This window comes from Pseudoalteromonas qingdaonensis (genome assembly GCF_038739665.1).
Taxonomy (GTDB): Bacteria; Pseudomonadota; Gammaproteobacteria; order Enterobacterales; family Alteromonadaceae; genus Pseudoalteromonas; species Pseudoalteromonas qingdaonensis.
In genome coordinates, this window is sequence record NZ_JBCGCU010000008.1 from 16,848 (window position 1) to 41,662 (window position 24,815).

The 24,815-nt window shown below is 49.8% G+C and carries 23 protein-coding genes; 14 read left to right on the forward strand and 9 right to left on the reverse strand.

Going from position 1 to position 24,815, the window contains the following annotated elements; genetic code table 11:
- Positions 1 to 6 precede the first annotated feature (6 nt).
- The 6 genes from WCN91_RS08695 to WCN91_RS08720 all read left to right on the forward strand — a co-directional run bounded on the left by WCN91_RS08695 (position 7) and on the right by WCN91_RS08720 (position 8,653).
- Complete coding sequence (locus WCN91_RS08695; RefSeq protein WP_342678164.1) at positions 7 to 3,138, forward strand: efflux RND transporter permease subunit; 3,132 nt, start codon at positions 7 to 9, stop codon at positions 3,136 to 3,138.
- 153 nt (positions 3,139 to 3,291) lie between these two features.
- Entirely contained in the window at positions 3,292 to 3,912 is a 621-nt protein-coding gene (gene gmk, locus WCN91_RS08700; RefSeq protein WP_342678166.1) for a guanylate kinase, read from the forward strand.
- A 76-nt stretch (positions 3,913 to 3,988) separates the two neighbouring features.
- A complete protein-coding gene (gene rpoZ / locus WCN91_RS08705; RefSeq protein ID WP_105187776.1) occupies positions 3,989 to 4,264 on the forward strand; it encodes a DNA-directed RNA polymerase subunit omega in 276 nt (91 codons plus the stop codon).
- Between the two features lie 113 nt (positions 4,265 to 4,377).
- Complete coding sequence (gene spoT, locus WCN91_RS08710) at positions 4,378 to 6,483, forward strand: bifunctional GTP diphosphokinase/guanosine-3',5'-bis pyrophosphate 3'-pyrophosphohydrolase (protein ID WP_342678167.1); 2,106 nt, start codon at positions 4,378 to 4,380, stop codon at positions 6,481 to 6,483.
- Between the two features lie 9 nt (positions 6,484 to 6,492).
- Positions 6,493 to 6,885 carry a RidA family protein gene (locus WCN91_RS08715; protein ID WP_105214599.1) on the forward strand — a complete coding sequence of 131 codons (393 nt, stop codon included), beginning with the start codon at positions 6,493 to 6,495 and terminating at the stop codon, positions 6,883 to 6,885.
- A 148-nt stretch (positions 6,886 to 7,033) separates the two neighbouring features.
- A complete protein-coding gene (locus tag WCN91_RS08720) occupies positions 7,034 to 8,653 on the forward strand; it encodes a flagellar assembly protein A (protein ID WP_342678171.1) in 1,620 nt (539 codons plus the stop codon).
- 49 nt (positions 8,654 to 8,702) lie between these two features.
- Here the strand turns inward: WCN91_RS08720 and asnA are convergent, their stop codons facing one another.
- The gene (gene asnA, locus WCN91_RS08725; protein ID WP_342678173.1) at positions 8,703 to 9,695 is read right to left on the reverse strand and encodes an aspartate--ammonia ligase; all 993 of its coding nucleotides are present in this window, start codon (positions 9,693 to 9,695) and stop codon (positions 8,703 to 8,705) included.
- Positions 9,696 to 9,854: 159 nt separating this feature from the next.
- Here asnA and asnC point away from each other — a divergent pair, with 159 nt between their 5' ends.
- The 3 genes from asnC (at position 9,855) to recG (ending at position 13,238) form a co-directional block, all read left to right on the forward strand.
- Positions 9,855 to 10,313 carry a transcriptional regulator AsnC gene (gene asnC, locus WCN91_RS08730; protein ID WP_342678175.1) on the forward strand — a complete coding sequence of 153 codons (459 nt, stop codon included), beginning with the start codon at positions 9,855 to 9,857 and terminating at the stop codon, positions 10,311 to 10,313.
- A gap of 75 nt (positions 10,314 to 10,388) precedes the next feature.
- Positions 10,389 to 11,084 carry a tRNA (guanosine(18)-2'-O)-methyltransferase TrmH gene (gene trmH / locus WCN91_RS08735; protein WP_342678177.1) on the forward strand — a complete coding sequence of 232 codons (696 nt, stop codon included), beginning with the start codon at positions 10,389 to 10,391 and terminating at the stop codon, positions 11,082 to 11,084.
- A gap of 78 nt (positions 11,085 to 11,162) precedes the next feature.
- Positions 11,163 to 13,238 (forward strand): ATP-dependent DNA helicase RecG, encoded by a 2,076-nt coding sequence (recG, locus tag WCN91_RS08740; protein ID WP_342678179.1) that lies wholly within the window; start codon positions 11,163 to 11,165, stop codon positions 13,236 to 13,238.
- Positions 13,239 to 13,302: 64 nt separating this feature from the next.
- Here the strand turns inward: recG and WCN91_RS08745 are convergent, their stop codons facing one another.
- Entirely contained in the window at positions 13,303 to 14,232 is a 930-nt protein-coding gene (locus tag WCN91_RS08745; protein ID WP_342678181.1) for a porin, read from the reverse strand.
- Between the two features lie 152 nt (positions 14,233 to 14,384).
- A complete protein-coding gene (locus WCN91_RS08750) occupies positions 14,385 to 15,242 on the reverse strand; it encodes a LysR family transcriptional regulator (RefSeq protein WP_342678183.1) in 858 nt (285 codons plus the stop codon).
- A gap of 94 nt (positions 15,243 to 15,336) precedes the next feature.
- Here WCN91_RS08750 and maoP point away from each other — a divergent pair, with 94 nt between their 5' ends.
- Positions 15,337 to 15,711 (forward strand): DUF413 domain-containing protein, encoded by a 375-nt coding sequence (gene maoP, locus WCN91_RS08755; protein ID WP_342678185.1) that lies wholly within the window; start codon positions 15,337 to 15,339, stop codon positions 15,709 to 15,711.
- 64 nt (positions 15,712 to 15,775) lie between these two features.
- Here maoP and rarD read toward each other — a convergent pair whose 3' ends face one another.
- Positions 15,776 to 16,672, reverse strand: a complete 897-nt coding sequence (rarD, locus tag WCN91_RS08760; RefSeq protein ID WP_342678187.1) for an EamA family transporter RarD — start codon at positions 16,670 to 16,672, stop codon at positions 15,776 to 15,778.
- 59 nt (positions 16,673 to 16,731) lie between these two features.
- Positions 16,732 to 17,184 (reverse strand): thioesterase family protein, encoded by a 453-nt coding sequence (locus WCN91_RS08765; protein ID WP_342678189.1) that lies wholly within the window; start codon positions 17,182 to 17,184, stop codon positions 16,732 to 16,734.
- 130 nt (positions 17,185 to 17,314) lie between these two features.
- Between WCN91_RS08765 and recQ the strand changes: the two genes are divergently transcribed.
- On the forward strand, positions 17,315 to 19,132 hold the full coding sequence (gene recQ, locus WCN91_RS08770) for a DNA helicase RecQ (RefSeq protein ID WP_342678191.1): 1,818 nt from the start codon (positions 17,315 to 17,317) through the stop codon (positions 19,130 to 19,132).
- Between the two features lie 152 nt (positions 19,133 to 19,284).
- Here the strand turns inward: recQ and WCN91_RS08775 are convergent, their stop codons facing one another.
- The gene (locus tag WCN91_RS08775) at positions 19,285 to 19,569 is read right to left on the reverse strand and encodes a c-type cytochrome (RefSeq protein ID WP_342678193.1); all 285 of its coding nucleotides are present in this window, start codon (positions 19,567 to 19,569) and stop codon (positions 19,285 to 19,287) included.
- A 44-nt stretch (positions 19,570 to 19,613) separates the two neighbouring features.
- On the opposite strand from WCN91_RS08775, the gene WCN91_RS08780 reads away from it, so the two are divergent.
- The 3 genes from WCN91_RS08780 (at position 19,614) to WCN91_RS08790 (ending at position 22,245) form a co-directional block, all read left to right on the forward strand.
- Complete coding sequence (locus WCN91_RS08780; protein ID WP_342678196.1) at positions 19,614 to 19,904, forward strand: DUF3630 family protein; 291 nt, start codon at positions 19,614 to 19,616, stop codon at positions 19,902 to 19,904.
- Between the two features lie 51 nt (positions 19,905 to 19,955).
- Complete coding sequence (locus tag WCN91_RS08785) at positions 19,956 to 21,617, forward strand: POTRA domain-containing protein (protein ID WP_342678198.1); 1,662 nt, start codon at positions 19,956 to 19,958, stop codon at positions 21,615 to 21,617.
- A gap of 73 nt (positions 21,618 to 21,690) precedes the next feature.
- Positions 21,691 to 22,245 carry a mechanosensitive ion channel domain-containing protein gene (locus WCN91_RS08790; protein ID WP_342678200.1) on the forward strand — a complete coding sequence of 185 codons (555 nt, stop codon included), beginning with the start codon at positions 21,691 to 21,693 and terminating at the stop codon, positions 22,243 to 22,245.
- A gap of 24 nt (positions 22,246 to 22,269) precedes the next feature.
- Here the strand turns inward: WCN91_RS08790 and WCN91_RS08795 are convergent, their stop codons facing one another.
- From WCN91_RS08795 to WCN91_RS08805, 3 genes are read right to left on the reverse strand one after another with little or no spacing between them, the layout of a single operon-like run.
- Positions 22,270 to 23,328 (reverse strand): succinylglutamate desuccinylase/aspartoacylase family protein, encoded by a 1,059-nt coding sequence (locus WCN91_RS08795; protein WP_342678202.1) that lies wholly within the window; start codon positions 23,326 to 23,328, stop codon positions 22,270 to 22,272.
- Positions 23,315 to 24,220, reverse strand: a complete 906-nt coding sequence (gene rimK, locus WCN91_RS08800) for a 30S ribosomal protein S6--L-glutamate ligase (protein ID WP_342678204.1) — start codon at positions 24,218 to 24,220, stop codon at positions 23,315 to 23,317. Before rimK ends, WCN91_RS08795 begins: the two co-directional genes overlap by 14 nt.
- Positions 24,221 to 24,228: 8 nt before the next feature.
- Complete coding sequence (locus WCN91_RS08805) at positions 24,229 to 24,657, reverse strand: ATP-dependent zinc protease family protein (RefSeq protein ID WP_342678206.1); 429 nt, start codon at positions 24,655 to 24,657, stop codon at positions 24,229 to 24,231.
- Positions 24,658 to 24,815 lie beyond the last annotated feature (158 nt).

The window sequence follows — 24,815 nt, forward strand, 5'->3', positions numbered from 1 at the left end:
TGCATCATGTTTAATAAACTGATTAACTGGTCGGTCAGCCACCGACTTATGGTGATATTGGCACTGCTTTTGGTTATGGCCTTATCTGTGGTCATGATCCCACGCTTAAATTTAGATGCCTTTCCCGATGTAACAAATGTGCAAGTGGCCATTAATACCGAAGCACCGGGGCTTGCCGCGCAAGAAGTCGAGCAACTCATTACCTACCCCATCGAGGCGGTGATGTACGCTATGCCTGATGTAGAGCAAGTGCGCTCTATTTCAAAAACAGGCCTCTCTGGGGTCACCGTGGTGTTTAAAGAAGGCACCGACATTTATTTTGCTCGCCAATTAGTGTTCGAGCGCCTGCAAGCAGCCAAAGAACTGATCCCACAAGGTGTTGGTACGCCTGAAATGGGGCCTAATACGTCAGGCCTTGGGCAAGTTTATCAATATCTGCTCATTGCCGATGAAGACGCCGGGTTTGACGCCATGAGTCTGCGCTCACTCAATGATTGGGTCGTTAAACTGTTGGTGATGCCTGTTGATGGCGTGACCGATGTGCTCTCATTTGGTGGGCAAGTGCGTCAATATCAAGTCAATTTAAACCCCTCTAAGTTACTGGCTTACGAGCTGAATCAAGAAGACATCGTTGCTGCACTCGAAAACAGCAACAGCAATGTGGGCGGCTGGTACATGCAACGCGGCCAAGAACAGTTAGTGGTGCGTGGCACAGGCTGGTTTAATCATGGCGACCAAGGCATTGAGCAACTTAAACACGTTGCTATAAAAAGTATCGACGGCACGGTGGTCACACTGGGCGACATTGCCAACGTAAACGTGGGCAGTGAAATTCGCCAAGGGGCCGTCACTATGACCAAGCGTAATGCACAAGGTGAACCGCAAGCCCTAGGCGAAGTGGTCTCCGGTGTGGTGCTAAAGCGTATGGGCGCTAATACAAAGCTTACTATCGACGGCATTAATGAGCGCGTAGAGCGCATCAACCAAGCCCTGCCTCAAGGGGTTAGGTTTGAACCCTTTTATGACCAAAGCACGCTTATCACACAAGCGCTTAATACCGTTATTAATGCATTAGTGCTCGCGTTTGTGTTTATCATTATTGTGCTGGCGCTGTTTTTAATGAATGTGCGCGCCACCTTTTTGGTGCTTATTTCTATTCCGATTTCAATTGCCCTTGCCTTGTGTGTTATGTCGTGGTGGGGATTATCGGCCAATTTAATGTCATTAGGGGGTATTGCCGTTGCCATTGGTATGCTGGTTGATGGCTCGGTGGTAATGGTTGAAAACATCTTTAAGCGTTTAAGCCAAAACCCCGATGGCATTAGCATTGAAAACCAAATAAAACATGCAGGTCACGAAGTGGCACGCCCTGTATTTTTTGCCGCCAGCATTATTTTAGTGGTGTTCACCCCGCTCTTTAGCTTTGAGGGAGTGGAAGCCAAACTGTTTCAGCCCATGGCCATTAGCATTATTTTAGCCATTGTGAGTGCGATTTTAGTGGCGCTCATTGTTGTGCCAGCTCTGGCCTGCGTGTTGTTTAAAAACGGTGTTAAACCAAGACAAAGCCCGCTACTTGCGCCTATTGATAGCGCGTATCGCTTTGCCCTTAAACATGCACTTAAACACCCCATCGTGATTGTAAGTGCAGCCACACTGCTTGTGATTGCTGCAGCCTTTACCTTGCCTCGCATTGGCACTGAGTTTGTGCCCGAGCTAGAAGAAGGCACTATTAACTTGCGGGTTACCTTAGCGCCGTCTTCTAGTTTAGACACCGCACTGGAAGTCGCGCCCGTGCTTGAGCAAAAACTACTGACCTTCCCAGAAGTAACCTATGCGCTTAGCCGCATTGGCCGCGCCGAAATTGGCGGCGATCCAGAGCCGGTAAACAACATTGAAATTTACATTGGTCTTAAACCGGTAGATCAATGGCAAAGCGCCAGTAACCGCTTTGAATTGCAGTCGTTAATGGAAAAAGAGCTGTCGGTGTACCCCGGTCTCTTGTTTAACTTTTCGCAACCTATCAGTACACGGGTTGACGAATTACTCTCAGGGGTAAAAGCCCAGCTCGCCATTAAGCTGTTTGGCCCCGATTTAGACGTATTGGCACAAAAAGGCCAAGAAATAGAGCAGTTAGTTAAACAAGTTCCCGGTGCAAGTGATGTGGCACTTGAGCAAATTGAAGGGGAAGCGCAGCTTGTTATTGCCCCTAAACGCCAAGCACTTGCTCGCTATGGCTTGCAAGTGGCCGATGTGATGGAAATTGTACGCGACGGCATTGGCGGGCGCAGCGCAGGACAAATTATTAATGGCAATGAACGCTACGACATATACGTACGCTACGAGCAAGCACGTCGCAGCACCCCTGCCGACATTGGTAATCTGTATTTACGTTCAAGCAGTGGCGCGTGGGTGCGTTTGGCCGATGTAGCCGACATCAGCATTAGCTCAGGGCCACCGCAAATTCGCCGTGATGACGTGCAACGCCGTGTGGTCGTGCAAGCTAACGTGCAAGGCCGTGACATGGGCTCGGTTGTGGCCGACATTCGCGAGCAAATAAACAGCAACATTGAATTAGAAGGCGGTTACTCTGTTAGCATTGGCGGGCAGTTTGAAAACCAGCAGCGCGCACAAAAGCGCTTAAGTGTGGTTATTCCGCTAAGCTTACTGGCCATTGCTTTACTGCTTTACTTTGCGTTTAACTCATTATCGCAAGCGGCCTTAATTTTAATTAACGTGCCCTTGGCGGTCATAGGTGGGGTATTTTCACTGTACTTGTTTGATCAGTACCTATCGGTGCCAAGCTCCGTTGGCTTTATAACCTTGTTTGGTGTAGCCGTGCTCAACGGGGTGGTAATGGTTGAGCGTATTAACCAAGCCTTAGGTGAAACTAACGATGTGCGCCAAGCCGTATTTGAAGGGGCTACCTCACGCCTTCGCCCGGTACTGATGACAGCACTGACCTCTGCGTTAGGTTTAATTCCTATGCTCTTATCGCAAGGGGTGGGCGCTGAAATTCAACGCCCCTTAGCCAGTGTGATTGTGGGCGGTCTTGTGAGCGCCACATTACTCACCTTGTTTGTGCTTCCCGCACTGTATCCGCTATTTTCAAAAGCAAAAATAGCCCAACAGCAACATTAAGTCGCTGCTTACCTTGTGCCCTAGCCACCTCTTATGCTGGGGCACATTCTTCATAACGTTGTTACCTGCAACAGAAATATCTTATCCAAAATTCAGACTAAATAAGCTATACTGCTCGGCCATTTTTCATCCAGTTGGTATTTGAGAGTCATCATGAGCCAAGTTCGTGGTAATTTGTTTATTTTATCGGCCCCATCAGGTGCTGGTAAGTCTAGCTTAATCAAAGCGTTATTAGAAAAGCACACTAATATGCAAGTGTCAGTGTCACACACAACCCGCGACCCCCGCCCGGGTGAAGAAAATACCGTGCATTACCACTTTGTGAGCCAAGACGAATTTAAACAACTTATCAATAACAACGATTTTTTTGAATGGGCTCAGGTTTTTGACAACTACTACGGCACCTCAAAAGCCGCCATTGAAAAACAACTTGATGCGGGCATTGATGTGTTTTTAGACATTGATTGGCAAGGCGCTCGTCAAGTACGTGAGCTGGCTCCCGAAGTCACCACCATCTTTATTTTGCCGCCGTCCAAAGATGAGTTGCAAAGCCGTCTTACCAATCGCGGTCAAGACTCGGCCGAGGTGATCGCTGCGCGCATGGAAAAAGCCCAATCGGAAACATCCCATTACGACGAGTACGATTATGTAGTGGTAAATGATGATTTCGACACCGCCCGTGAAGAAATCGCCACCATAGTGGCCGCTACCCGTTTACGCCTAAGTACACAAAAGCGTAAACACGGTGCCCTAATCGATGAACTATTAAAATAAAACCCGCCCAAGTATTGGCCTTGAGAGGGTGTTGCAGTAAACTACGCGTTTACAGATTTAATTTTTGGAGTGAAGCATGGCTCGCGTAACTGTTGAAGATGCAGTAGATAAAATTGGCAACCGTTTTGACTTGATCCTTGTCGCGGCGCGTCGTGCGCGCCAGATCGCGGTAGGCGGTAAAGACCCTATGGTAGATGCGGAAAACGATAAACCTACGGTTATCGCTTTACGTGAAATCGAAAACGGTCACATTACCCCAGATACCCTAGACGCAATCGAGCGCCAGGAGCAGCAAAACCAAGAAGCTGCCGAAATGGCTGCCGTTGCTGCTATCGTTGGTGGTAACCAATAAGCGCATTTTATGCTCTCTAAACGGCTGCATTTTCCTTGCAGCCGTTGGCTTTCCCCGCTTTTCATCGTATATTGACTTCTTAGACTATTTCTCCCGCCGTTTCCGGAGTGTGAATGTATCTCTTTGAAGGTCTCAAGAAAAAAATATCAGAATACCTAGCCCCCGAAGATGTGGCGCTAGTACAAAAAGCCTATGTCGTAGCCAGAGAAGCGCACGAAGGGCAATTTCGCTCAAGCGGCGAACCTTATATCACCCACCCGGTTGAAGTAACGCAAATCCTTGCCAACATGAAGTTGGATCATGAAACCCTGATGGCGGCTTTAATGCACGATGTCATCGAGGACACGGATTTTTCCCAACAAGATCTTGCAGAAATCTTTGGTGAAACCGTCGCCGATCTGGTTGAAGGGGTGAGTAAGCTAGATAAACTCGGTTTTAAAGACAAAAGAGAACTCCAAGCGGAAAACTACCGTAAAATGATTATGGCGATGACCCAGGATATTCGCGTTATCCTGATCAAGCTCGCGGATCGTACCCATAATATGCGCACCCTAGGCTCTCTGCGCCCGGACAAACGCCGTCGTATCGCCCGCGAAACCTTGGATATTTTTGCCCCTATCGCCAACCGTCTGGGTATCCACGACATTAAAAACGAACTTGAAGATCTCGGCTTTCAGGCGCTTTATCCAATGCGCTACCGCGCCCTAAAATCGGAAGTAGCCAAGGCCCGTGGCAACCGTAAGGAAGTGATCTCCAACATTCAGGGCGAGATAGAATCACGTCTCAGCGAATGGGGTATTCAAGCCCAAGTATCAGGGCGAGAAAAACACCTCTACAGCATCTACCGCAAAATGCTCAACAAGGAATTGATGTTCAACGAAGTCATGGATATCTACGCCTTTCGCATCGTGGTCGACAGCATGGATACCTGTTATCGGGTACTTGGCGTCACTCATAATCTGTATAAGCCCATTGAAACCCGCTTTAAAGACTATATCGCGGTGCCAAAAACCAATGGTTATCAATCCCTGCACACCTCGTTGGTCGGTCCGCACGGCATTCCTGTAGAGATTCAAATCCGCACCCTGGATATGGATCATATGGCCGACAAAGGGGTCGCGGCTCATTGGATGTATAAGAAGACTGGGGAAAACTCTGGCCATACCGCACAGCAGCGGGCGCGCCAGTGGATGCAAAGCCTGCTGGAGCTGCAACAAAGTGCCGGCTCCTCGTTCGAATTTGTGGAAAACGTTAAAACCGATCTCTTCCCAGAAGAAATTTACGTATTCACCCCGGATGGCCGCATCGTCGAACTGCCCATGGGCGCCACGGCGGTGGATTTCGCCTATGCGGTACACACGGATGTAGGTAACACCTGTGTCGGGGCGCGGGTCAACCGCAAGCCTCATCCGCTGAGCAAGGCGCTCGATACCGGGCAAACAGTGGAAGTGATCACCAGCTCAGGGGCGCACCCTAATGCCACCTGGTTGAACTTTATCGTCACCGCCAAGGCACGTTTGTGCGTGCGCAACTATCTGAAAAATCAGCGTCACGAAGAAGCCTTACAACTGGGTCGTCGACTACTGGACTCGGCCCTTGGCGAGTATTCACTCGACAGCATCAGCAGCGAAACCATCAACCGGGTGCTCGAAGAGCATCAGGTCAATTCCATGCTGGAGCTAATGGTGGAAATTGGCTGCGGCAATATTATGAGTGTCCTGGTTGCCAAACGCCTGCTACAAAACGAGGAAGCAGATTTAGATAAACTCGCCACCTCGACCAAGGCGGCTATCATAGGTACCGAAGGCATGTTGGTGAACTATTCCAAATGCTGCCGTCCGGTACCCGGTGATGATATCGTTGCTTTTGTTAGTCAGGGTAAAGGTCTGACCGTACACCGCCAGGAATGTAAAAATATTCGTGGCTGGCGCAACGAATCATCAAAGTATTTCGTGGTGAAGTGGGAAGACAATTCGGAAAAAGAATATATCGCTACGCTACGGGTGGAAATTATCAACCACCAGGGTGCCTTGGCTAAGCTCACCAGCTTAGTGGCCTCTACCGGAGCGAATATTGTCGAACTGCAAACCGATGAAAAAGAAAGTAACCTCTACGTAATAGACCTCGGCGTGACGGTGAAAGACCGCATTCACGTTGCCAATATTATGCGTCGCATTCGGGTAATGCCGGATGTGCAAAAGGTTTATAGAAAAAAATAAAGGAAAATCATGAACAAAATCATTATTTCTACCGATAACGCTCCTTCGGCTATCGGTACTTATAACCAAGCCGTAAAAGTGGGAACAGCCGTTTATCTATCGGGCCAAATTCCACTAGTACCCAGCACTATGGAAATGGTTTCAGACGACTTTGCCGAGCAAACGCATCAGGTATTTAAAAACCTCATCGCCGTATGTGAAGCCGCCGGTGGTGAACTACAGGATATGGTTAAGGTAAATATCTTTTTGACCGACCTAAGCAACTTTGCCGTTGTTAATGAGATTATGAGCCAATACTTCAGAACCCCTTACCCGGCTCGCGCTGCCATCGGCGTAAAAGAGCTACCTAAGGGCTCACAGGTTGAAATTGACGGCATTATGGAATTACCGTCTACCAACTAATACCAATTCTGTTAAGTATGTGATCAGAAGTACTTTCGGCCATGGGGAAACTCATGGCTCCCCTCTTCTTGCATCTTCCAATCTCTTAATAAATTTCATACAGTAAGCTCTTGCCACTTTTCATTACGGTGCTCGCAAGGAAGTATTTGTGTTTGAATTAACCGACAACGGCCAAATAATAATTAAAATCAACGGGGATTGGGCGTTGCCGCCATCGAAAGCCTTACTGCTTGAAGCCTTGGCAAATTCGCCCTTTGGTAATTGCGATATTGCTCATACCGAAATAGATAAATTTTATGCCGGTGAGCAAGACGCCAGTCAGCTTATAGTAGCCAGGCAAGTAGATGCCCAACTCGAAGTCAGTATCAGTGATGATAAAATGACCGCCATCGGCCGCCTTACTACGCCGCGGGGCGGCAAAATGCTCACTTTGGACGAAGGCAAACGCGCCATAGTCCTAGCCGGTGTACGCAGAGGCTATCAACAACTGTTGTTAGAAAGATTACTGCAACAACAACTAAGCCAGAGCGCCGGGGTTACCGTCAAAGGCACACTAGCCAAGGGGCGCCTCCCCATTGATGGTAAAAACAGTACTCTGGTTAAAGAAACCCTCACCCTTAAAGACCGCATCAACAAACCGCAACACCGCGAGGATGGCACCGTTGATATGCGCGACTTTGGTAAACTAGCAAGTGTTGAGCCCGGCGCCCTGCTAATGACGCAAAAACCCGCCACTTTGGGCAAGGAAGGCTATACGGTCACTGGTGATATTATCGCCCCTAAGCCAGGCAAACAATCCAAGCTGATCCCAGGCGAAGGAGCCGCACTCAATCCCAATAACCCTTTAGAGCTTATTGCCACCACCAGAGGTGTACCGGTAGAAACCGCTCAGGGCATGCGCGTTGATGACATTTTCACCATAGGCGAGGTTAATGTTAAAAGCGGCCATATCGACTTTAACGGTTCGGTACTTGTCACCCAAGGGGTTGCTCCAGGTATGCGCGTCACAGCCAAAGGCGACATTACCGTACTAGGTACAGTGGAGTCAGCTGAGCTTAGTGCCGGGGGCGACATCTGTATTAAACAAGGGGTCTTTGGTCATCCTAATCACCAACAAGATGAGCATCAACTGACCTGTAAAATCAGTGCTGGCAACGAGGTTTATATCAGCCATGCCCAATATGCCTATGTGGAAGGCAATGATATTCATATTGAACGCCTGGCCAGTCATTGCCAGTTAAAGGCCATGACCAATATTATTATCGGCGCCAAGGATAATCCCAACGGCAAGCTGTTTGGTGGTGAAGTGCTGGACGCCTGTCGCTTAGAGGCTGGGGAAATCGGCAATGAATCTGGGGCCAAGATGCGCATTAATCTGCTCGCTCGCAGCATAGATATCAGCACCGAACAGGGTAATTATACGCAGCAACTGAGTGAAAACGATAACAAGCTCAGCGCCTTACAAGAAACCTTAGAAAAAGCCGAAGCCCTAAAAGATAAAGACAAGAAGAAACTGTTAATTGAAAAAATAGGGGCAACTCAGCTGGCCTTGGTACAACAGGCCGACGAGCTTGAAACCAAGCTAGCTAGCCTAGATAACACCTTAAGTACACTGGTGAGCGACGCCCAACTGGTCGCCCATCATAAGCTTAATCCGGGTGTCGCCATTCATATCTTAGATAAGGCAATGAAAACGGCGCGGCAATACCCGCCTTGTGTGCTTAAGCTGGAAAAAGGTAAAATTGAGCTAGAGTTTAAAACCAGTTAAGGGTGCCCACCGCGCTGGCACCCTTGGTTTTTTACGTAACGGATTGGCGTTAGAGTAAAGCTTCGCGTTGCTTCACTTCTTCTGACCACACGCCAACCTGCACCTGGCCGATATGACTTTTTTGTAACAGCAACATGACCAGTCGCGATTGGCCTATACCACCGCCTATGGTTTGCGGTAACTCCTTCGCCAGTAGCGCCTGATGCCAAGGCATCGCACTTTTATGGCTTTGGCCGCTCAGCTCAAGCTGAGTCAATAAGGACTCGGGACAAACACGAATACCCATGGAAGAAATCTCAAAGGCATCTTCAAGCACCTTGTTCCACACTAGAATGTCACCGTTTAAGCCAGGCAGCCCTTCCTCCGCCGTGGTTGACCAATCGTCATAATCCGGAGCTCGCACGTCATGGCGCAGACCATCGGCCAACTTACCGCCGATACCAATTAAGAACACAGCTCCCAAGCGCTTACAAATGGCACGCTCACGTTCTTTAGCGCTAAGATCAGGGTATTCCTGACGAAGTTTTTCCGCATGCACAAAGTGGATCTGCTCTGGTAACTGCGGTTCAATGCCAAACTCGCGGGCAACATATTCTTCGGTGGCTTTAAGAGCACCGTAGATGCTGGTTACAGTGTCTTTTAGTGAAGCCAGGCTGCGCTCGGTGCGCTCGCAAATAACCTTTTCCCAATCCCATTGATCCACATACACGGAGTGAATCGGGCTTAGCCTTTCCTCATCCGGACGCAGCGCCTTCATATGGGTATAGATACCTGTGCCAACGCTAAAGCCATAGTCACCTAAGGTTTTGCGTTTCCACTTAGCCAGAGAATGCACTACTTCATAGCTTTGCTGCGGCAGGCTTTTCACCTGCACAGATACCGCTTTTTCATGGCCGCTTAGCTCATCCTGCATGCCATCGCCAACCTGGGCCAAAATAGGCGCCTGCACTTCAACCAGGTTTAAGGCCGTGGCCAATTGCTGTGAAAAAACCTGTTTTACGGCACTAATTCTTTGTTGTTGTTGAATAAATTCTTGGCTCATGGCTCTCATTCCCATTGCTGCTGATTGCTTCGTTATTAAAAACAATACCGCAATCAAATAAACATTCAACACCATCTAAAAGAAATAGCTTTACTTAAAAACAAAAATCAATTTAACTTAAAAATATTAGATAAAATTTAATTAAAGGCGTATTTCACCATGACAAATTATCGATTCGACAATCTCGACAAATCCATACTCGGTGCCCTTATGACCAATGCCCGCACTCCTTATGCTGAATTGGCAAAACAATGCGGTGTAAGCGCTGGCACCATACATGTGCGCATTGAGAAAATGCGTCAGGCCGGGGTGATCACCGGCACTCAGGTGACAGTTGATGCCAAACGATTGGGCTATGATGTCTGCTGCTTTATCGGCATAAATCTCAATAACGCGCGCGATTACCCACAGACTTTGGAGCGCCTGCGCGAGCTTGATGAAGTGGTGGAGGCCTATTACACCACGGGCAACTACAGCATCTTTATTAAGGTGATGACCCGCTCCATCGAGCATCTGCAAGACGTGCTGATCAACAAGGTTCAGGCCATTGAGGCGATCCAATCCACGGAAACCCTGATCTCCTTACAAAACCCCATTAATCGCAACGTTGCCCCTTAAGGGGTGCGCCGCTGGATTGCACTTGCCTGATTAGCGTATAATCCCGGCACTTTTTTATTGCAGTCGAATTGGGCCATGACCAACAAGCGTTACCACCGAGTAAAACAGGTATTAGACAGACGACAAACCGACCTCACAGTATGTTTAGACGAGGTACATAAGCACCATAACCTTTCCGCCATAGTGCGCACCGCCGATGCCGTGGGTTGTCATAATGTCCACGCGGTCTGGCCAAAAGAGCAACGTCGTCTCACCAATAACACTTCGGGCGGCAGTAAAAACTGGGTGGAAACCCATATGCACGACGATATCGACACCGCGGTGGCAAAAATCCGCGAGCAGATCCCAGGCGTACAGCTACTGGCCACCAACCTAAGTGATGATGCCGTCGACTACCGCGATATCGATTACACTCAGCCCACCGCTTTTATTGTTGGTCAGGAGCGCGAAGGTATTTCAGATAAGGCCTTGGCCCATGCGGATAAACACATAGTGATCCCCATGCGCGGCATGGTGCAATCCCTGAATGTCTCGGTCGCCGCCGCCTTGATCTTGTATGAAGCACAGCGCCAGCGCGAGGCTAAAAACTGCTATGAGCGCGATATGCTCGACCCAGGCATTAAGCACAGATTATTGTTTGAAGGCTGCCACCCCATCATAGCCCAGCAGTGTAAAGAAAAGGGTCTTTCGTACCCGGCGCTGGACGACGAGGGCGAAATCATCGCCGATGAGACCTTCTGGAACACTCTACGTTACAAGCGCAAAGGTTAACTAGAGGCGGTTAACTACTTGAAAGGCAACCCCTTGGATCAGTACACTTAAGTCATTACAGATTCAAGGACGTGCCCATTGTCGAGCCTCAATACTTACCCGATCACCGAACTTAAAGGCGTGGGCCCGAAAATGGCCGAGCGCCTCAAGAAGCTCGGCATCCAAACCGTGCAAGATTTGCTGCTGCATCTGCCGCTGCGCTATGAAGACAGAACTCGAGTCGTGGCCATCAATCAGCTGCTACCGCACACCCATGTCTGTATTGAAGCGACCATAGAAAACGCCAGCATCACCTTTGGCCGGCGGCGCATGTTGCTCTGCCAGCTCAACGATGGCACCGGACGCATTACCCTGCGCTTTTTCAACTTCTCCGCAGCACAAAAAAATGCCATGCAAACGGGTAAGGTGATGCGTTGTTTTGGCGAGGTGCGCCGTGGCAATGCAGGGCTGGAAATGGCCCACCCGGAATACAGCATTAGCGACAGCGCCCAATCCTTGCCGACTCAAACTCACCTCAGTGCCATTTACCCGACTACGGAAGGGCTTAAACAGTTATCCCTGCGCAACCTGGTGGAGCAAGCCTTACAGGTTTTGGCCCGCGCGCCCATTGAAGAATTACTGCCAGAGCAATATCGCCCCGCCGGTTGGGCATTGAACGATGCCGTGCGTTATCTTCATGAGCCTCCCATAGACGCAGATATGCAGGCGCTGGAGCTGGGCACTCATCCGGCACAGCAGCGCCTCGCCTTTGAAGAGCTGCTCGCCCATAACCTGAGCCTATTGGCGTTAAGGCAAAAAGCACAGGCGCACAAAGCCGTCACCCTGGCGCCGACTCATGCCTTGGAGCCAGCCTTTTTAGCATCACTGGGCTTTGCTCCCACAGGAGCACAGCAAAGGGTGGTAGCGGAGATAAAAACCGATTTACAGCAGCCCTACCCCATGATGCGCCTAGTACAAGGCGATGTTGGTTCGGGTAAAACCCTAGTAGCGGCGCTCTCGGCCTTATGCGCCATTGCCGCCGGTTATCAGGTGGCGCTTATGGCACCGACCGAGATCCTTGCCGAGCAACATGCCCTCAATTTTGAGCGCTGGTTTAGCGAGCTGGGCCTAACGGTTACCCTGCTCGGTGGCAAAACCAAGGGCAAGGCCAGAGAGCAAACCCTCGAGGATATGGCCAGTGGTCAGGCACAAATGATTATCGGCACCCATGCCCTGTTTCAAGAGCAGGTGCAGTTTAACAACCTGGCGCTGATTATTATCGATGAACAACACAGGTTTGGCGTACATCAGCGCCTGGCGCTGCGAGAAAAAGGCAAGTTTGGCGACTGCTACCCGCACCAACTGGTGATGACCGCCACCCCTATCCCGCGCACCCTGGCGATGACCGCCTATGCCGACTTGGAAACCTCCATTATCGACGAGCTGCCGCCGGGGCGCACACCGGTCACCACAGTAGTTGTGCCCGACAGCCGCCGGGATGATGTGATTGACAGGGTGCGCCATGCGGTGCAGGAGCACGGCCGTCAGGTGTACTGGGTGTGCACCCTGATTGAAGAGTCCGATGCGCTGCAATGTCAGGCGGCTCAGCTGAGCGCCGAAGAACTGAGCGAGCGCTTGCCGCAATTGCGTATCGGCCTGGTTCATGGGCGTTTAAAGGCGGATGAAAAACAAGACATTATGACTCGCTTTAAAAAAGGTGAGCTGGATGTGTTAGTGGCCACTACTGTGATCGAAGTGGGTGTTGATGTGCCCAACGCCAGTCTGATCATTATCGAAAATCCAGAACGTTTAGGCCTAGCCCAGCTGCATCAGCTGCGTGGTCGAGTCGGCCGTGGCGCCGCCGCGTCTCATTGTTTGCTTCTGTATCATGCGCCCCTGTCACACACGGCGCAACAACGCCTGGGAGTGCTGCGCGACAGCAACGATGGTTTTGTCATTGCCGAACGCGACCTGGAAATTCGCGGCCCCGGCGAGGTGCTCGGCACCAAACAAACCGGTATGACCGACTTTAAAATTGCCGACCTGGAGCGCGACAAGGCACTGATTGGCCAATTACGCCCTCTGGCCAAACGCTTGCTGCACGAGCACCCGCAAGCCGCCATGGCATTGAGCCAGCGTTGGCTTGCCGGGCGTTCCAGCTACGCCCAGGCATAACTCCAGAGACATAAAAAAGCCCCGGCAACCAAAGTTGTCGGGGCTGATCAATTTTAAGTCCGGCTTAGAACTTGTATTCAATACCTAGGCCTAGGTAGTCTTCATCGTTTTCCGCCGCATCGTCGTCAAACTTAGTGTAGAAACCGAATAACTTAGTGTTTTTGTTGAACTTGTAATCCACACCCGCGGTGATGCCCGAGCGGTCTAGACCGTCGAAGTCCATGGTTTGGTACTGGGCTTTAAGCACAGTTTTGTCGATAGCGTAAGCCGCGCTTACTAGGAAGCCGTCTGCGTCTTCACCACCATCTACAGGTTCTTGAGTCTGGTACATGGCACCTAGTTTAAAACCGGCTAGCTTGGTTTGTACCGTTGCACGTACGATGTCATAACCTTTAACTTCGCTATCGGCCGCTACAGAGGCAAACCAGTTAGTTTCTTTAAGACCCTGGTCACCATAGGTCACGGCTACCGAGTAACCGTCATCCGCATCAACATCGTCTTCGGCGATGTAGCTGGCGATCACACGGAAATCGCTGTAGCTGTTAGAAGTATAAGTTACTGAGTTGCCTAGGCGGTTTTCACCTTTGAAGATGTTTTTGATATCGCCTTCAAGGTCGTTGAACTGGTCAATTTTACCTTGAGATTGCTTAAGCGCGGTGTCGTTACGACCCACTACAACTTGACCGAAGCTTCCTTTAAGACCAACATACTGGTTACGAGCGGTAATGTTATCGTCGTCGCCTTTAGAATCGGCATCGGAAACGTCTACTTGAAATTCAAGTTTATAAACTACGTCCAAACCTTCACTTATGTTCTCGGCACCTTTAAAGCCCAGGCGTGATGCATTACTTTTGATTTCAGTGAAAGAACCTTCACCTTCATCCGAAGACTGTATAGTTACATTGGCTTTACCATAGATATCAACCTCGGCAAGAGCGTTGAATGATAGACCTGATAGTACCGCTACTACTAGCGCAGAAGGAGCAAATCGCATAGTTGTTTCCTTAAAAAAATCGCAACAAGAGTTTCAATGCGTGCAGTCTGCCAGCAGTAAATTACAAAAATATGACAGCTGCAATCTAATATTCAACAAAAGGTCACCCATATGAAATTAAACTTTCATTTTATTGTCTTAAATTAATATTTTTAGGTAACTTTTTCGCCCAACAATTGTAGTTGCTGCTGCAACTTTTCAATCAGATCTTTTTGCTCATTATCCTTGTGGAAGGCAACAAATATATCCCGCGAGGTTTGCGGCACCCCTTCAACTAAAAACAGCTCACCTGAGTCCAGGTATTGCTGCGCTTGGACTCTGGGCACAAAGGCACTGCCGCCACAACGGAGGATCAACTCCAGGGCAATACGCCCTGTACTGGTGCGAAAATACGGCGGCGCCGAGTTCGCAAAGTTACGGGCATGCCATAAAGAAAAGGCCGTGCCCCAATCCACAAACACATATTGGTTATTGAAAAAGGACTCGGCGGTGGCGTCCGGATAGCTTGATAAGGGAATAATATCTAGGGTGCAGATGGGCTCCACCACCAATTCATCCACCTTGGGCAGGTCAAACAGCACAGCTAAGTCCAAGGTGCGTTCCAGTAGTAGTCGCGTGCTTTCCTGTTGGTTTTTCACCTCGGCAACTAGGGAGATCCCCGGCATGGCCGAGACTACATGGGCGATACCGAATTGCAAAAACGCATCCCAGATATTAGCGGTGCCACACAGCGCCAACTGACGACGCATATTATCGGCCAAAGCCACATCCAGCTTAGCCCGCTGCACTCCGGTGACAATCAGCTTGGCGTGCGGCAATAAGCGCTCCCCCGGTGGTGTCAGCTGAATATTGTTGCGCTGACGCAAGAACAGGTTGACCCCCAGGCTTTGCTCCAGCTGGCGGATACGAAAACTAACCGCAGATTGAGTAATGTAGAGATTTTCCGCAGCCCGGCCAAAATGGCGGGTGCGCGCTACTTCGATAAAGGTTTTAAGTAAATCGATATCCACTCGCTTTTATCCTCACGATAAAAATTTTTTGTTTAATAAAACCAGGCTTCTGTACCATACTCCAGCCGAAATCTCTTGTAAAAAGGAGTCTGCTATGACGGCCAATCAACTTGTCGAGTTACGCAAAGCGTTTCCATGTGATCATAAATTTTATAACGATGAAAAGTTTCCTCGTGGCTTTAGCCGCAGTGGTAACTTCACCCTGCTCGAGTCAGAAATCCTCGAACAGCATGGTCGTTTATTAAAGGCGTTGCAAGAAAAAACAGTAGAACCAAGCAACGACACCCAAGCGCACTTTGTCGCGGCCACAACCGGGCTGTCGACCCCAATCAACCCGATTGAAAGCGCCTGGATTAAATACCTTAAACTCACCACCAGCAAGGCCAGATTTTTTACCTTGTTTGGTCGCAAGCGCAGCTACGATGCGCCTGAAGTGGAAGTTGAAACCGATGCAGATGACCTGGATTAATTCCAGGTTTTTTTTGCTCGGAATTTGCAGCTAAGGCGGGCTTAGCCCGCTAAACTGCTTGCATTTATACGGCCAGGCGACGGCGGCTAAAGCGCCAGGAATCATAGCTGAATATCACCAGCGCCCCCCAGATACAGGCAAAGGTGATCATCCGCTGTGCATCGAATACCTCGCCATAAAACAGCACCGCCAGTATAAACATCAGGCTCGGACCTATATATTGGAAAAAGCCTATGGTGGCGTATTGCAGGCGCTTGGCGGCGGCGGTAAAGCATAATAAAGGCAAGGTGGTCACCACACCGGCGCTGATCAACAGCAGGTTAAGCTGCCAGCTGTTGCTGGTCAGATCCGAGCTGGCGGTGGGGGTCATAAAATACCAGTAGCCCAGTGCCGCCGGCAATAAAATCAGTGCTTCTAATAATAAACCGGGTAAGGACTCCACCGGCATTTTCTTACGGATCAAACCATAAATAGCAAAAGAGCCGGCTAAGGCAAAAGCCACCACGGGAAAGGAACCAAAACTTAACACCTGGATAATCACCCCAGTGACCGCCAAGGCCACGGCGGCCAATTGCCAACGGCGCAAACGCTCACCTAAAAAGGTCACCCCAAGTAACACGTTTAGTAGAGGATTAATGTAGTAGCCCAAACTGGCATCGAGCATATGGTCGTTATTCACCGCCCAGATAAACAGCCACCAGTTGAACCCCAATAAAGACGCGCTGAGCACTAGCATGATTAGGTACTTGGGCTTCGCTATGATCGCCTGCACCTTATGCCACTGCTTAACTACTGCAACGATCACTGCCAAAAACAGTACAGACCAAATAATGCGATGCGCCAGGATTTCCAGCGCTGGCACCTGCAGCAGTTGTTTAAAGTAAACAGGGGCAAAACCCCACATAACAAAGGCTGATGCGGCAAAGAGCACACCCTTTTTTTGCTCTGGATGGGACGACATAAGGGAACCACACTAACTAAAAAGCGTATTTTACGCGCGCACCTGCCGCAGAGCTAGCACTATCCGACTAAATAAGTACCTGTGCCATAAGCGATTTGCACTCCCAATTCATTATGCAGTTCCATCCGGCACACGCACACCTTATTGCCTGAGCGGATCAACACGGCACTGGCGCTAAAACGCTCGCCCTTACCTGGGCGTAAATAGTCGCTGCGCAAGTCTATGGTGCTCAAGGTAGCCAACCTGCTTTTCAAACTGGTAAGGGGCTCACCATCAAGTTTATCCACCACCGAAGCCGCCGCCAAAATACCACCCACCGTATCTAACAAAGAGGAGATCACCCCGCCGTGTAAAATGCGTTGCTGCGGGTTGCCAATCAAATCATCCCGCCAGGGCATATGAATGCGCGCCGACTCGCCATCAAGATGCGTGATCTCTATGCCAAGCAGCTGACTAAAGGGCATTTGCGCAAAAAGCAGGGCTAACTGCTCATAGGCGAAGGATTTTTCCATGACATTCTCTAATTTGATGATACTGGTAAGATGAGTCCATCCTAGCGCGAGATTAGTTTTTAAGCAAAGTTCTCGCCTTTAATGCAGCACCTACAGACAAGGTCAATAAAAGGCTCTAAAATAGCTCGCCATGAGCACAGTATCCGCATTATTCAACGAGCCAACGCCAGAGCAAATTCTGCAACAGGTTTTTGGTTATAACCAGTTTCGCGACGGTCAGCAGCAGGTGATAAACGCCGTGCTGGCGGCTCAAGACGCGCTCGTTTTGATGCCGACCGGCGGTGGTAAATCCCTTTGTTATCAAGTACCAGCCATGATATTGCCAGGGCTCACCCTGGTGATCTCCCCCTTGATTTCACTGATGCAGGATCAGGTCACTCAACTTAATGCCCAGGGCGTTAAGGCCGCCTTTATTAATAACTCCCTCAGTCGTGAAGAACAGCAGCTAGTTTATCAGCAGCTCCATGATGGCGAGCTAAAGCTCTTATATGTGGCCCCGGAAAAAGCGCTGCAATATGAGTTCCTCGAGCGCCTGAGTTATTTGCATTTAAGTTTAATAGCCGTTGATGAAGCGCACTGCGTTTCTCATTGGGGACACGATTTCCGCCCCCATTACTTCCGTTTAAGCGAGTTAAAACAGCGCTTTGCCCAAGTGCCTATGATGGCACTGACGGCCACCGCCGACAGCGCCACGCGCGTGGATATAGTCAATCAGCTGGGACTTACCTCCCCCTATATCCATATCGGCAGTTTCGACCGACCCAATATTCGCTACACCCTGGAAGAAAAATTTAAGCCCTTTGCCCAGCTGTTGCGTTATCTGCGCACCCAAAGCGGACAAAGCGGCATCATCTATTGCACCAGCCGCAAACGAGTCGATGACCTGGCACAAAAGCTCAGTGAGTCCGGACTGAACGTCGCCGGCTACCACGCAGGTATGAGCAATGAGTCCCGCCATTTTGTCCATAACGCCTTTGCCAAGGATGATATTCAAATCGTGGTTGCCACGGTTGCCTTCGGCATGGGCATCAATAAACTCAATGTGCGTTTTGTGGTGCATTACGATATCCCCAAAAATATCGAGTCTTACTATCAGGAAACCGGCCGTGCTGGCCGTGATGGCTTGGCCGCCGAGGCCATTATGTATTTCGACCCTGCCGATGTGCCCAGGGTAAGACGCTTTTTTGAAGATATCGAAGACGAGCAAAGACGTCGGGTTGAAGAGCAGCGTTTTAATGCCATGGCCAGCTTTGCCCAAGCGCAAACCTGTCGCCGGCAAATCCTGCTTAACTACTTTAGTGAGTATCAGCGCGAAGCCTGCGGCAACTGCGATATTTGCCTTAATCCGCCGCAACGTTTTGACGGCACCTTAGTGGCACAACAGGCGCTTTCTTGTGTCTATCGCGCCGGCCAGAGATTTGGTTTAGGTTATATCGTCGAATTACTGCGCGGCGCCAATACTCAGCGTATTCGCGATTTAAACCACCATACCCTGAGCACTTATGGCATAGGCAAGGAGCACAGCGGCGAATACTGGCTCAGTATCTTGCGCCAGCTGGTGCATCAGGGCTTGCTGCATCAGGATATCAGCCAGGGCTCAATCTTATGCCTGACCGAGGCGGCGCGTCCGGTATTAAAAGGTGAATACCAACTGCAACTGGCCGAGCCACGGCTACAGGCCCAGCACGTATCTCAGGATAAGCTGGCGCAGTTTAACTACGACAAGAAACTGTTTGCTAAGCTGCGCGCCTTGCGTAAACAGCTCGCCGATGAAGACGATGTGCCGCCCTATGTGGTCTTTACCGATAAGACATTGGCGGAGATGGCACAATCTATGCCCACCAATGATACCGAGTTTTTAAAGGTTTCCGGCGTCGGCTTTAGCAAGTTAACTAAATATGGTGGCGCCTTTATGACTCTGATCCGCAACTACTTATCTGCGGAATAATCCGCTTGTTGATACCAATTCTGTTAAGTATGTAATCAGAGATAGCGCTGGATAAATGATGTGATAACAAGGCGGAATTTTTCTTATGTAGTATTCTACATCGAAAAATTCCAACACAGTTAGCACGATATTGAGCCCGCTAGAATGATTAGCTATTTAAGTGAATTGGTATGTGCCCCCTGACTATGGGGCTGACCGTAAAACTTAGCCAGTTTATCAATTTGCTGCTCGGTTAAGGATGCGGCAATGGCCGACATCAGCGCATGGCGGCGCTTACGGGTGCGGTAATCAAGTAACTGCTGGCGCAAATAGGCAATATGCTGGTCTTTTAAATGTGGTGTGTTGGCATTGCGAGCAATACCATCGAGGCCATGACAGCTCTGGCAGCGAGCCGCCAAGGGCTCGGCACTCACTTCAAAAGCCAGCAATAAAATCAAAATGAAGTAACTATATTTCATATAGATAGAGAGAGAGTAAAAAAGTGACCACTCTAAGTCTAGACCGAGATCATCAGGTGATCATCATTAATCCGGATATCATGCCGGAAGCGGATGAATTCGATTTTTGGGGGCAGATTTTTCTGCACCAGGATGAAATTAGCATAGGCGAGTTTTCCCAAGGCGCCGACCGCCATATGCTGCGCTTTCATTACCGCAATTGTCCTTTTGAGCTGCATTTTGAATATTATGGCGATAATCTGTGGATCGCCGCCAGTGGCACCGAGTCCGAGTTACTTCTTGAAAGTTTAACAGATTATTTGAGCGCAAATTAACGCTTTGTGCAGTAGACTGAAATAACGGAAGCTAAAAAAATAGTGAGTTAGATGAAACGGCTAGCGGTGATTTTAGGGATCTTAGTAGGAGTGCAAGGGCAGGCCTTAGCGCAGTGTAAAAGTGAACCCTTGGCTCCCGATTCAGAGCAATTGTTATCGCGACAACTCGCCGATAAACAGCCACTCCCCGATGCCGATGGCAAACTCCAAATCGGCAGCATTCGTTTTATCCAAAACAATATTTTCGATACCGACCTGCCAAGCGAAGACAATTGGCTGTTTCACCTTGCCAATAATATGCACATTATGACCGAGCCGCAGGTATTGAAAAACATCCTGCTGTTTAGCGAAGGGGACCTCTACACTCCCGAACTGCTGCGTGAATCCGAACGCCTGCTGCGCCAGCAAGGCTATTTATATGACGCCCAGATCAGCGCCACCAAACGCTGCGAAGAATCTGTAGATGTAGTGATCACCACCCGCGAGCTTTGGACTCTGCTGCCGGAGATCAGCTTTAGCCGCAGCGGCGGCGAAAACCGCTCCACCTTTGGTTTTCGCGACAGTAACTTTTTAGGCTGGGGTAAACGCCTGTCTTTGGTGCGCACCAATGATGATGAACGCAACGGCTACGAATTTACCTATGCCGACCCCAATATTTTCGGCAGCCGTTACCAGGGCCGCCTTGAATATGCCGACAACAGCGATGGCGAACGCCATTGGCTGTCCCTGAGTTACCCCTTTTATTCATTGGACACCCCTTATAGCTACGGCTTTGCCTACGGCAGTAATAAACGCGATGAAAAGCTCTATGATAAGGGCGAAACGATCAGTGAATTTTCTCAGGACACCAGTAACAGCGAGGTGTTTTTCGGCATCGCGCGACGCCCAGCGGAGCATTGGACTCAGCGCATACGTTTTGGCTACCGTTACCATAAAGAGCGTTTTTACGAACTGCCAGAAACCTACGCGCCCATCGCCACGGAGCGCACCCTGTCGTATCCCTATATCGATATTAGCTGGTTCGAGGATGACTTTGTTAAGGTGCATAATATAGATACCATTAGCCGCACCGAAGACTTAAACCTGGGTTGGCAGATCCACACCCAGCTCGGCTATTCTCCAAGCTCCCTAAGTGATGACGCCAGCCGCTACGTGGTTAAACTTAATGTCGCCCGCAGCCACTATATCAGCCAGCAAAGCTTATGGCGTTGGTCGCTCGGCATAGATGGCACCATACGCGAGCAAGACTTTGATGCCGAAAACCTCTTCTTCGGCGCTCAGGCCGAATATCTCTTTAACAGTGATGATGCCCAGTCCTGGTACGTGAAGGCCCAGGTGGATGCAGCCGAAGGTCTCACCGCAGATAAACAGCTGCCATTAGGTGGCGACAGCGGCTTGCGCGGCTATCCGCATCATTATGATCTCGGCGACCGTCGCGCCCTGTTTAGCGTGGAAAAGCGCTATTACTGGCAATATAACCTGTGGCAGTTATTTAGCGTGGGTGGCGCCTTTTTTTACGATGCCGGTCAGGCCTGGTTCCATGACAATCAGGACAACGCCCATTTTCGCCATAATATTGGCTTCGGCTTACGCCTGGCACCGAGTCGTGCCAATGCCGGTGCGGTGATCCACCTAGATGTCGCCCGCCCCATCAACCGCAGTGATGATGTCGACCCGCTGCAGTGGCTGGTGAGTGTGAAAAAAACCTTCTAACACACTTTGTTACATCAATATTCCATGCTATATAGCTGCTTTTATTGCCTCCTTTATTAATAGGAAAACGTCGGTGTCGCTACTGGAATTAGTCAGCCAAAACTATAAATGGATTGTCACCTTGGGGGTGCTACTGCTCTTCCCTTTGTTGGTGCGCTTACAGCAAAAAATATTCGATAGAGCCATACAGGGGCGCGTCGACCCACACCGCAAACAGCGGGCGCAATTGCTGCTGAAGATCTTATTAGCCATAGTGCTGATTTGTATGCTGCTGGTGTTTTGGGGTATAGAGCTGCGTGGTCTGTTGGTGCTGGGCTCAAGCCTGTTTGCCATGCTTGGCGTGGCCATGTTTGCCGGCTGGTCACTGCTTTCCAACCTGACCTCATTCTTATTGATGTTTGCACAGAACGACTACCGCATCGGCTACTGGGTCAAGGTGATCGATGGCGCCAATTTTGTCGAGGGGCGTATTGTTGAAATGGGGCTGATGAATGTGGTGCTTGAGCATGTTGATGGCCATAAGGTGCTCTACCCCAATAACCTCTTTGTTACCCGCCCGGTTATGGTGCTCAACAAGGCTCCAGTCAAAGCCAAGCCGATACGCAAAATTCTCGGACCAAAAAAATAAGCGCCATCAGGCGCTTATTTTTTATCAGTTGTTAAGCTCGGCTGTTTTGAGCTCATCGTCCATATCACTGATCTCATCGATAAAGGTTTCCAATTGCTGCTCAACAATGGCGTTAGCATGGGCAAAATAAGCCAGATGGAATACCGCATCGCCTTCATTGACCAACGGCAAGGTTTGCTGACCAATCACTATGCCACTGCGCGGTGCCAGCACGGCACACTCGGTATCGCCAAGCGGGCTATTGATATAGGCCAAAACCTGACCCTGACGCACCCGCTCACCGAGCGATACCTGAGCACGAATAATGCCGTCGGTTTCGGCACGGATCCAACTGGTGGCCGAAGCAATCACAGGTTCAGCCTGTTTGCGTACCCGCTTGCCGCGCAACATACGCAGCTTACGCATCACGTTTTCCACTCCTTGTACGCCAGCGGCAATAGCAATAGGGTCAAAGCGCAGTGCCTCACCGGCTTCATAAGTGATCACCGGAATACCACGGGCCGCCGCTTCAGAGCGCAGTGAGCCGTTGCGCAAGGAGGCGTTGATCACCGCCGGAGTGCCAAAAGCATTGGCTATTTTAGCGGTTTCATCATTGCTCAAGTCGGCGCGAATTTGCGGTAAATTGGTGCGATGCAACGCACCTGTGTGCAAGTCGATAATATGACTGCAGTGCACCGCCACCTCGTTAAAAAAGGTGTTGGCCATGCGCCCGGCCACAGAGCCACGGATCGAACCAGGGAAACTGCGGTTTAAATCGCGTCTATCCGGCAAGTAACGAGACTTATGAATAAAACCGAACACATTAACCACGGGCACCGCAATCAAGGTGCCACGCAGCTTGGCGACATCCACCTTGGCCAGAGTTTGCCGTACTATTTCCACGCCGTTGAGCTCATCGCCATGAATGGCCGCACAAATTAACAGAGTCGGCCCAGGCTCAACACCGTTGACCACTTCTAAATTAATGGTCAGGGGTGAGTGGGTGTACAATTTGGCCGCTTCGAGTTCAAAGACACGACGCTCTCCGGGAGCAACCTGCTCCCCTAATAAAGTAAATGGCGGATTTTTCTTAGCCCTTGCCACGGGTTCTCGTCCTTTTTTCTTTCGCGTTCTTTTCAATAAATTGAATGATCATGGTGGCAATGTCTTTACCTGTCGCCACTTCAATACCTTCTAAGCCCGGTGAAGAGTTTACTTCCATCACCAAAGGACCGCGCTCCGAACGTAGCAAGTCAACACCGGCCACATTCAAGCCCATGGCCTTGGCCGCCGCTACTGCGGTTTTACGCTCTTCCGGAGTAATGCGAACCAGGCTGGCACTGCCGCCGCGGTGCAGGTTAGAGCGGAATTCACCCTCTTGCGCCTGACGCTTCATCGCCGCAATAACGCGATCGCCAATAACGAAACAACGAATATCAGCGCCGCCCGCTTCTTTAATGTATTCCTGTACCATGATGTTGGCTTTAAGACCCATAAAGGCCTCGATTACGCTTTCCGCCGCCTTGCGCGTTTCCGCAAGCACCACGCCAATACCCTGGGTGCCTTCAAGCAGCTTGATCACCACGGGTGCACCGCCAACCATTTCCAACAAGTCTTTTACGTCATCGGGCTTTGATGCAAACCCGGTGACCGGCATGCCGACCCCTTTACGCGACAACAATTGCAAAGAGCGCAGCTTATCGCGCGAGCGAGTAATCGCGACCGATTCATTAACCGGATACACGCCCATCATTTCAAACTGACGTAATACCGAGCAACCATAAAAGGTTACCGAGGCGCCGATACGCGGAATAATGGCATTAAAACCTTCAAGTTTTTCACCCTTGAAGTGAATTTCCGGCTCCTGCGAGTTGATATTCATATAACAACGCAGCGCATCCAACACCTGCACCTCATGGCCACGCTTTTCAGCCGCTTCAATCAGGCGGCGAGTAGAGTAGAGATTTTTGTTGCGCGATAAAATACCAATTTTCATAGTTATCCTTATAACCTTGTTTGGTGTGAGAGCTCAGGGTCAACCACAATGCGGCCCACCATGGCGGTGCGCCCTAGCAGCATACGAAACTTCATAGTATCGCGGTTAGTCAGCGTTGCTTCTATAGGCCATTGCTGGCCATCAATACTCAATAAAGTTTCAATCACATAGCGCATTTCGCTATGGCCGCCAGAATCGGTGACGGTGCGCTCATCTTTTACTTTAGCTTGGCACTGAATTTCGGTTTCGACATCCTCTTGATTAGGATGCACCCAAAAACGCACCCACTTTTCGCCATCCTGCATAAAAGGTTCAACCTTAAAGGCGTGAATACATGAGGTGCGAGCACCGGTATCTACTTTGGCTTTGATCTGTTCGATCCCTAACTCGGGCAACGCAACCCACTCGCGCCAACCTACTAAAATTCTGTTTTCCATAATGGCTACCGGTTCAGTGCTCCAACTAGGAGCAAGTTGTTAAAGATCCGCTTTATACGGTAATTCAGTTCAATTAACAGTGAATTAATTTACTCGAGTCGATTAATATAATTAATTGACCTATTTACACTTGTAGTCAAGGATAGAGGAAAATAACG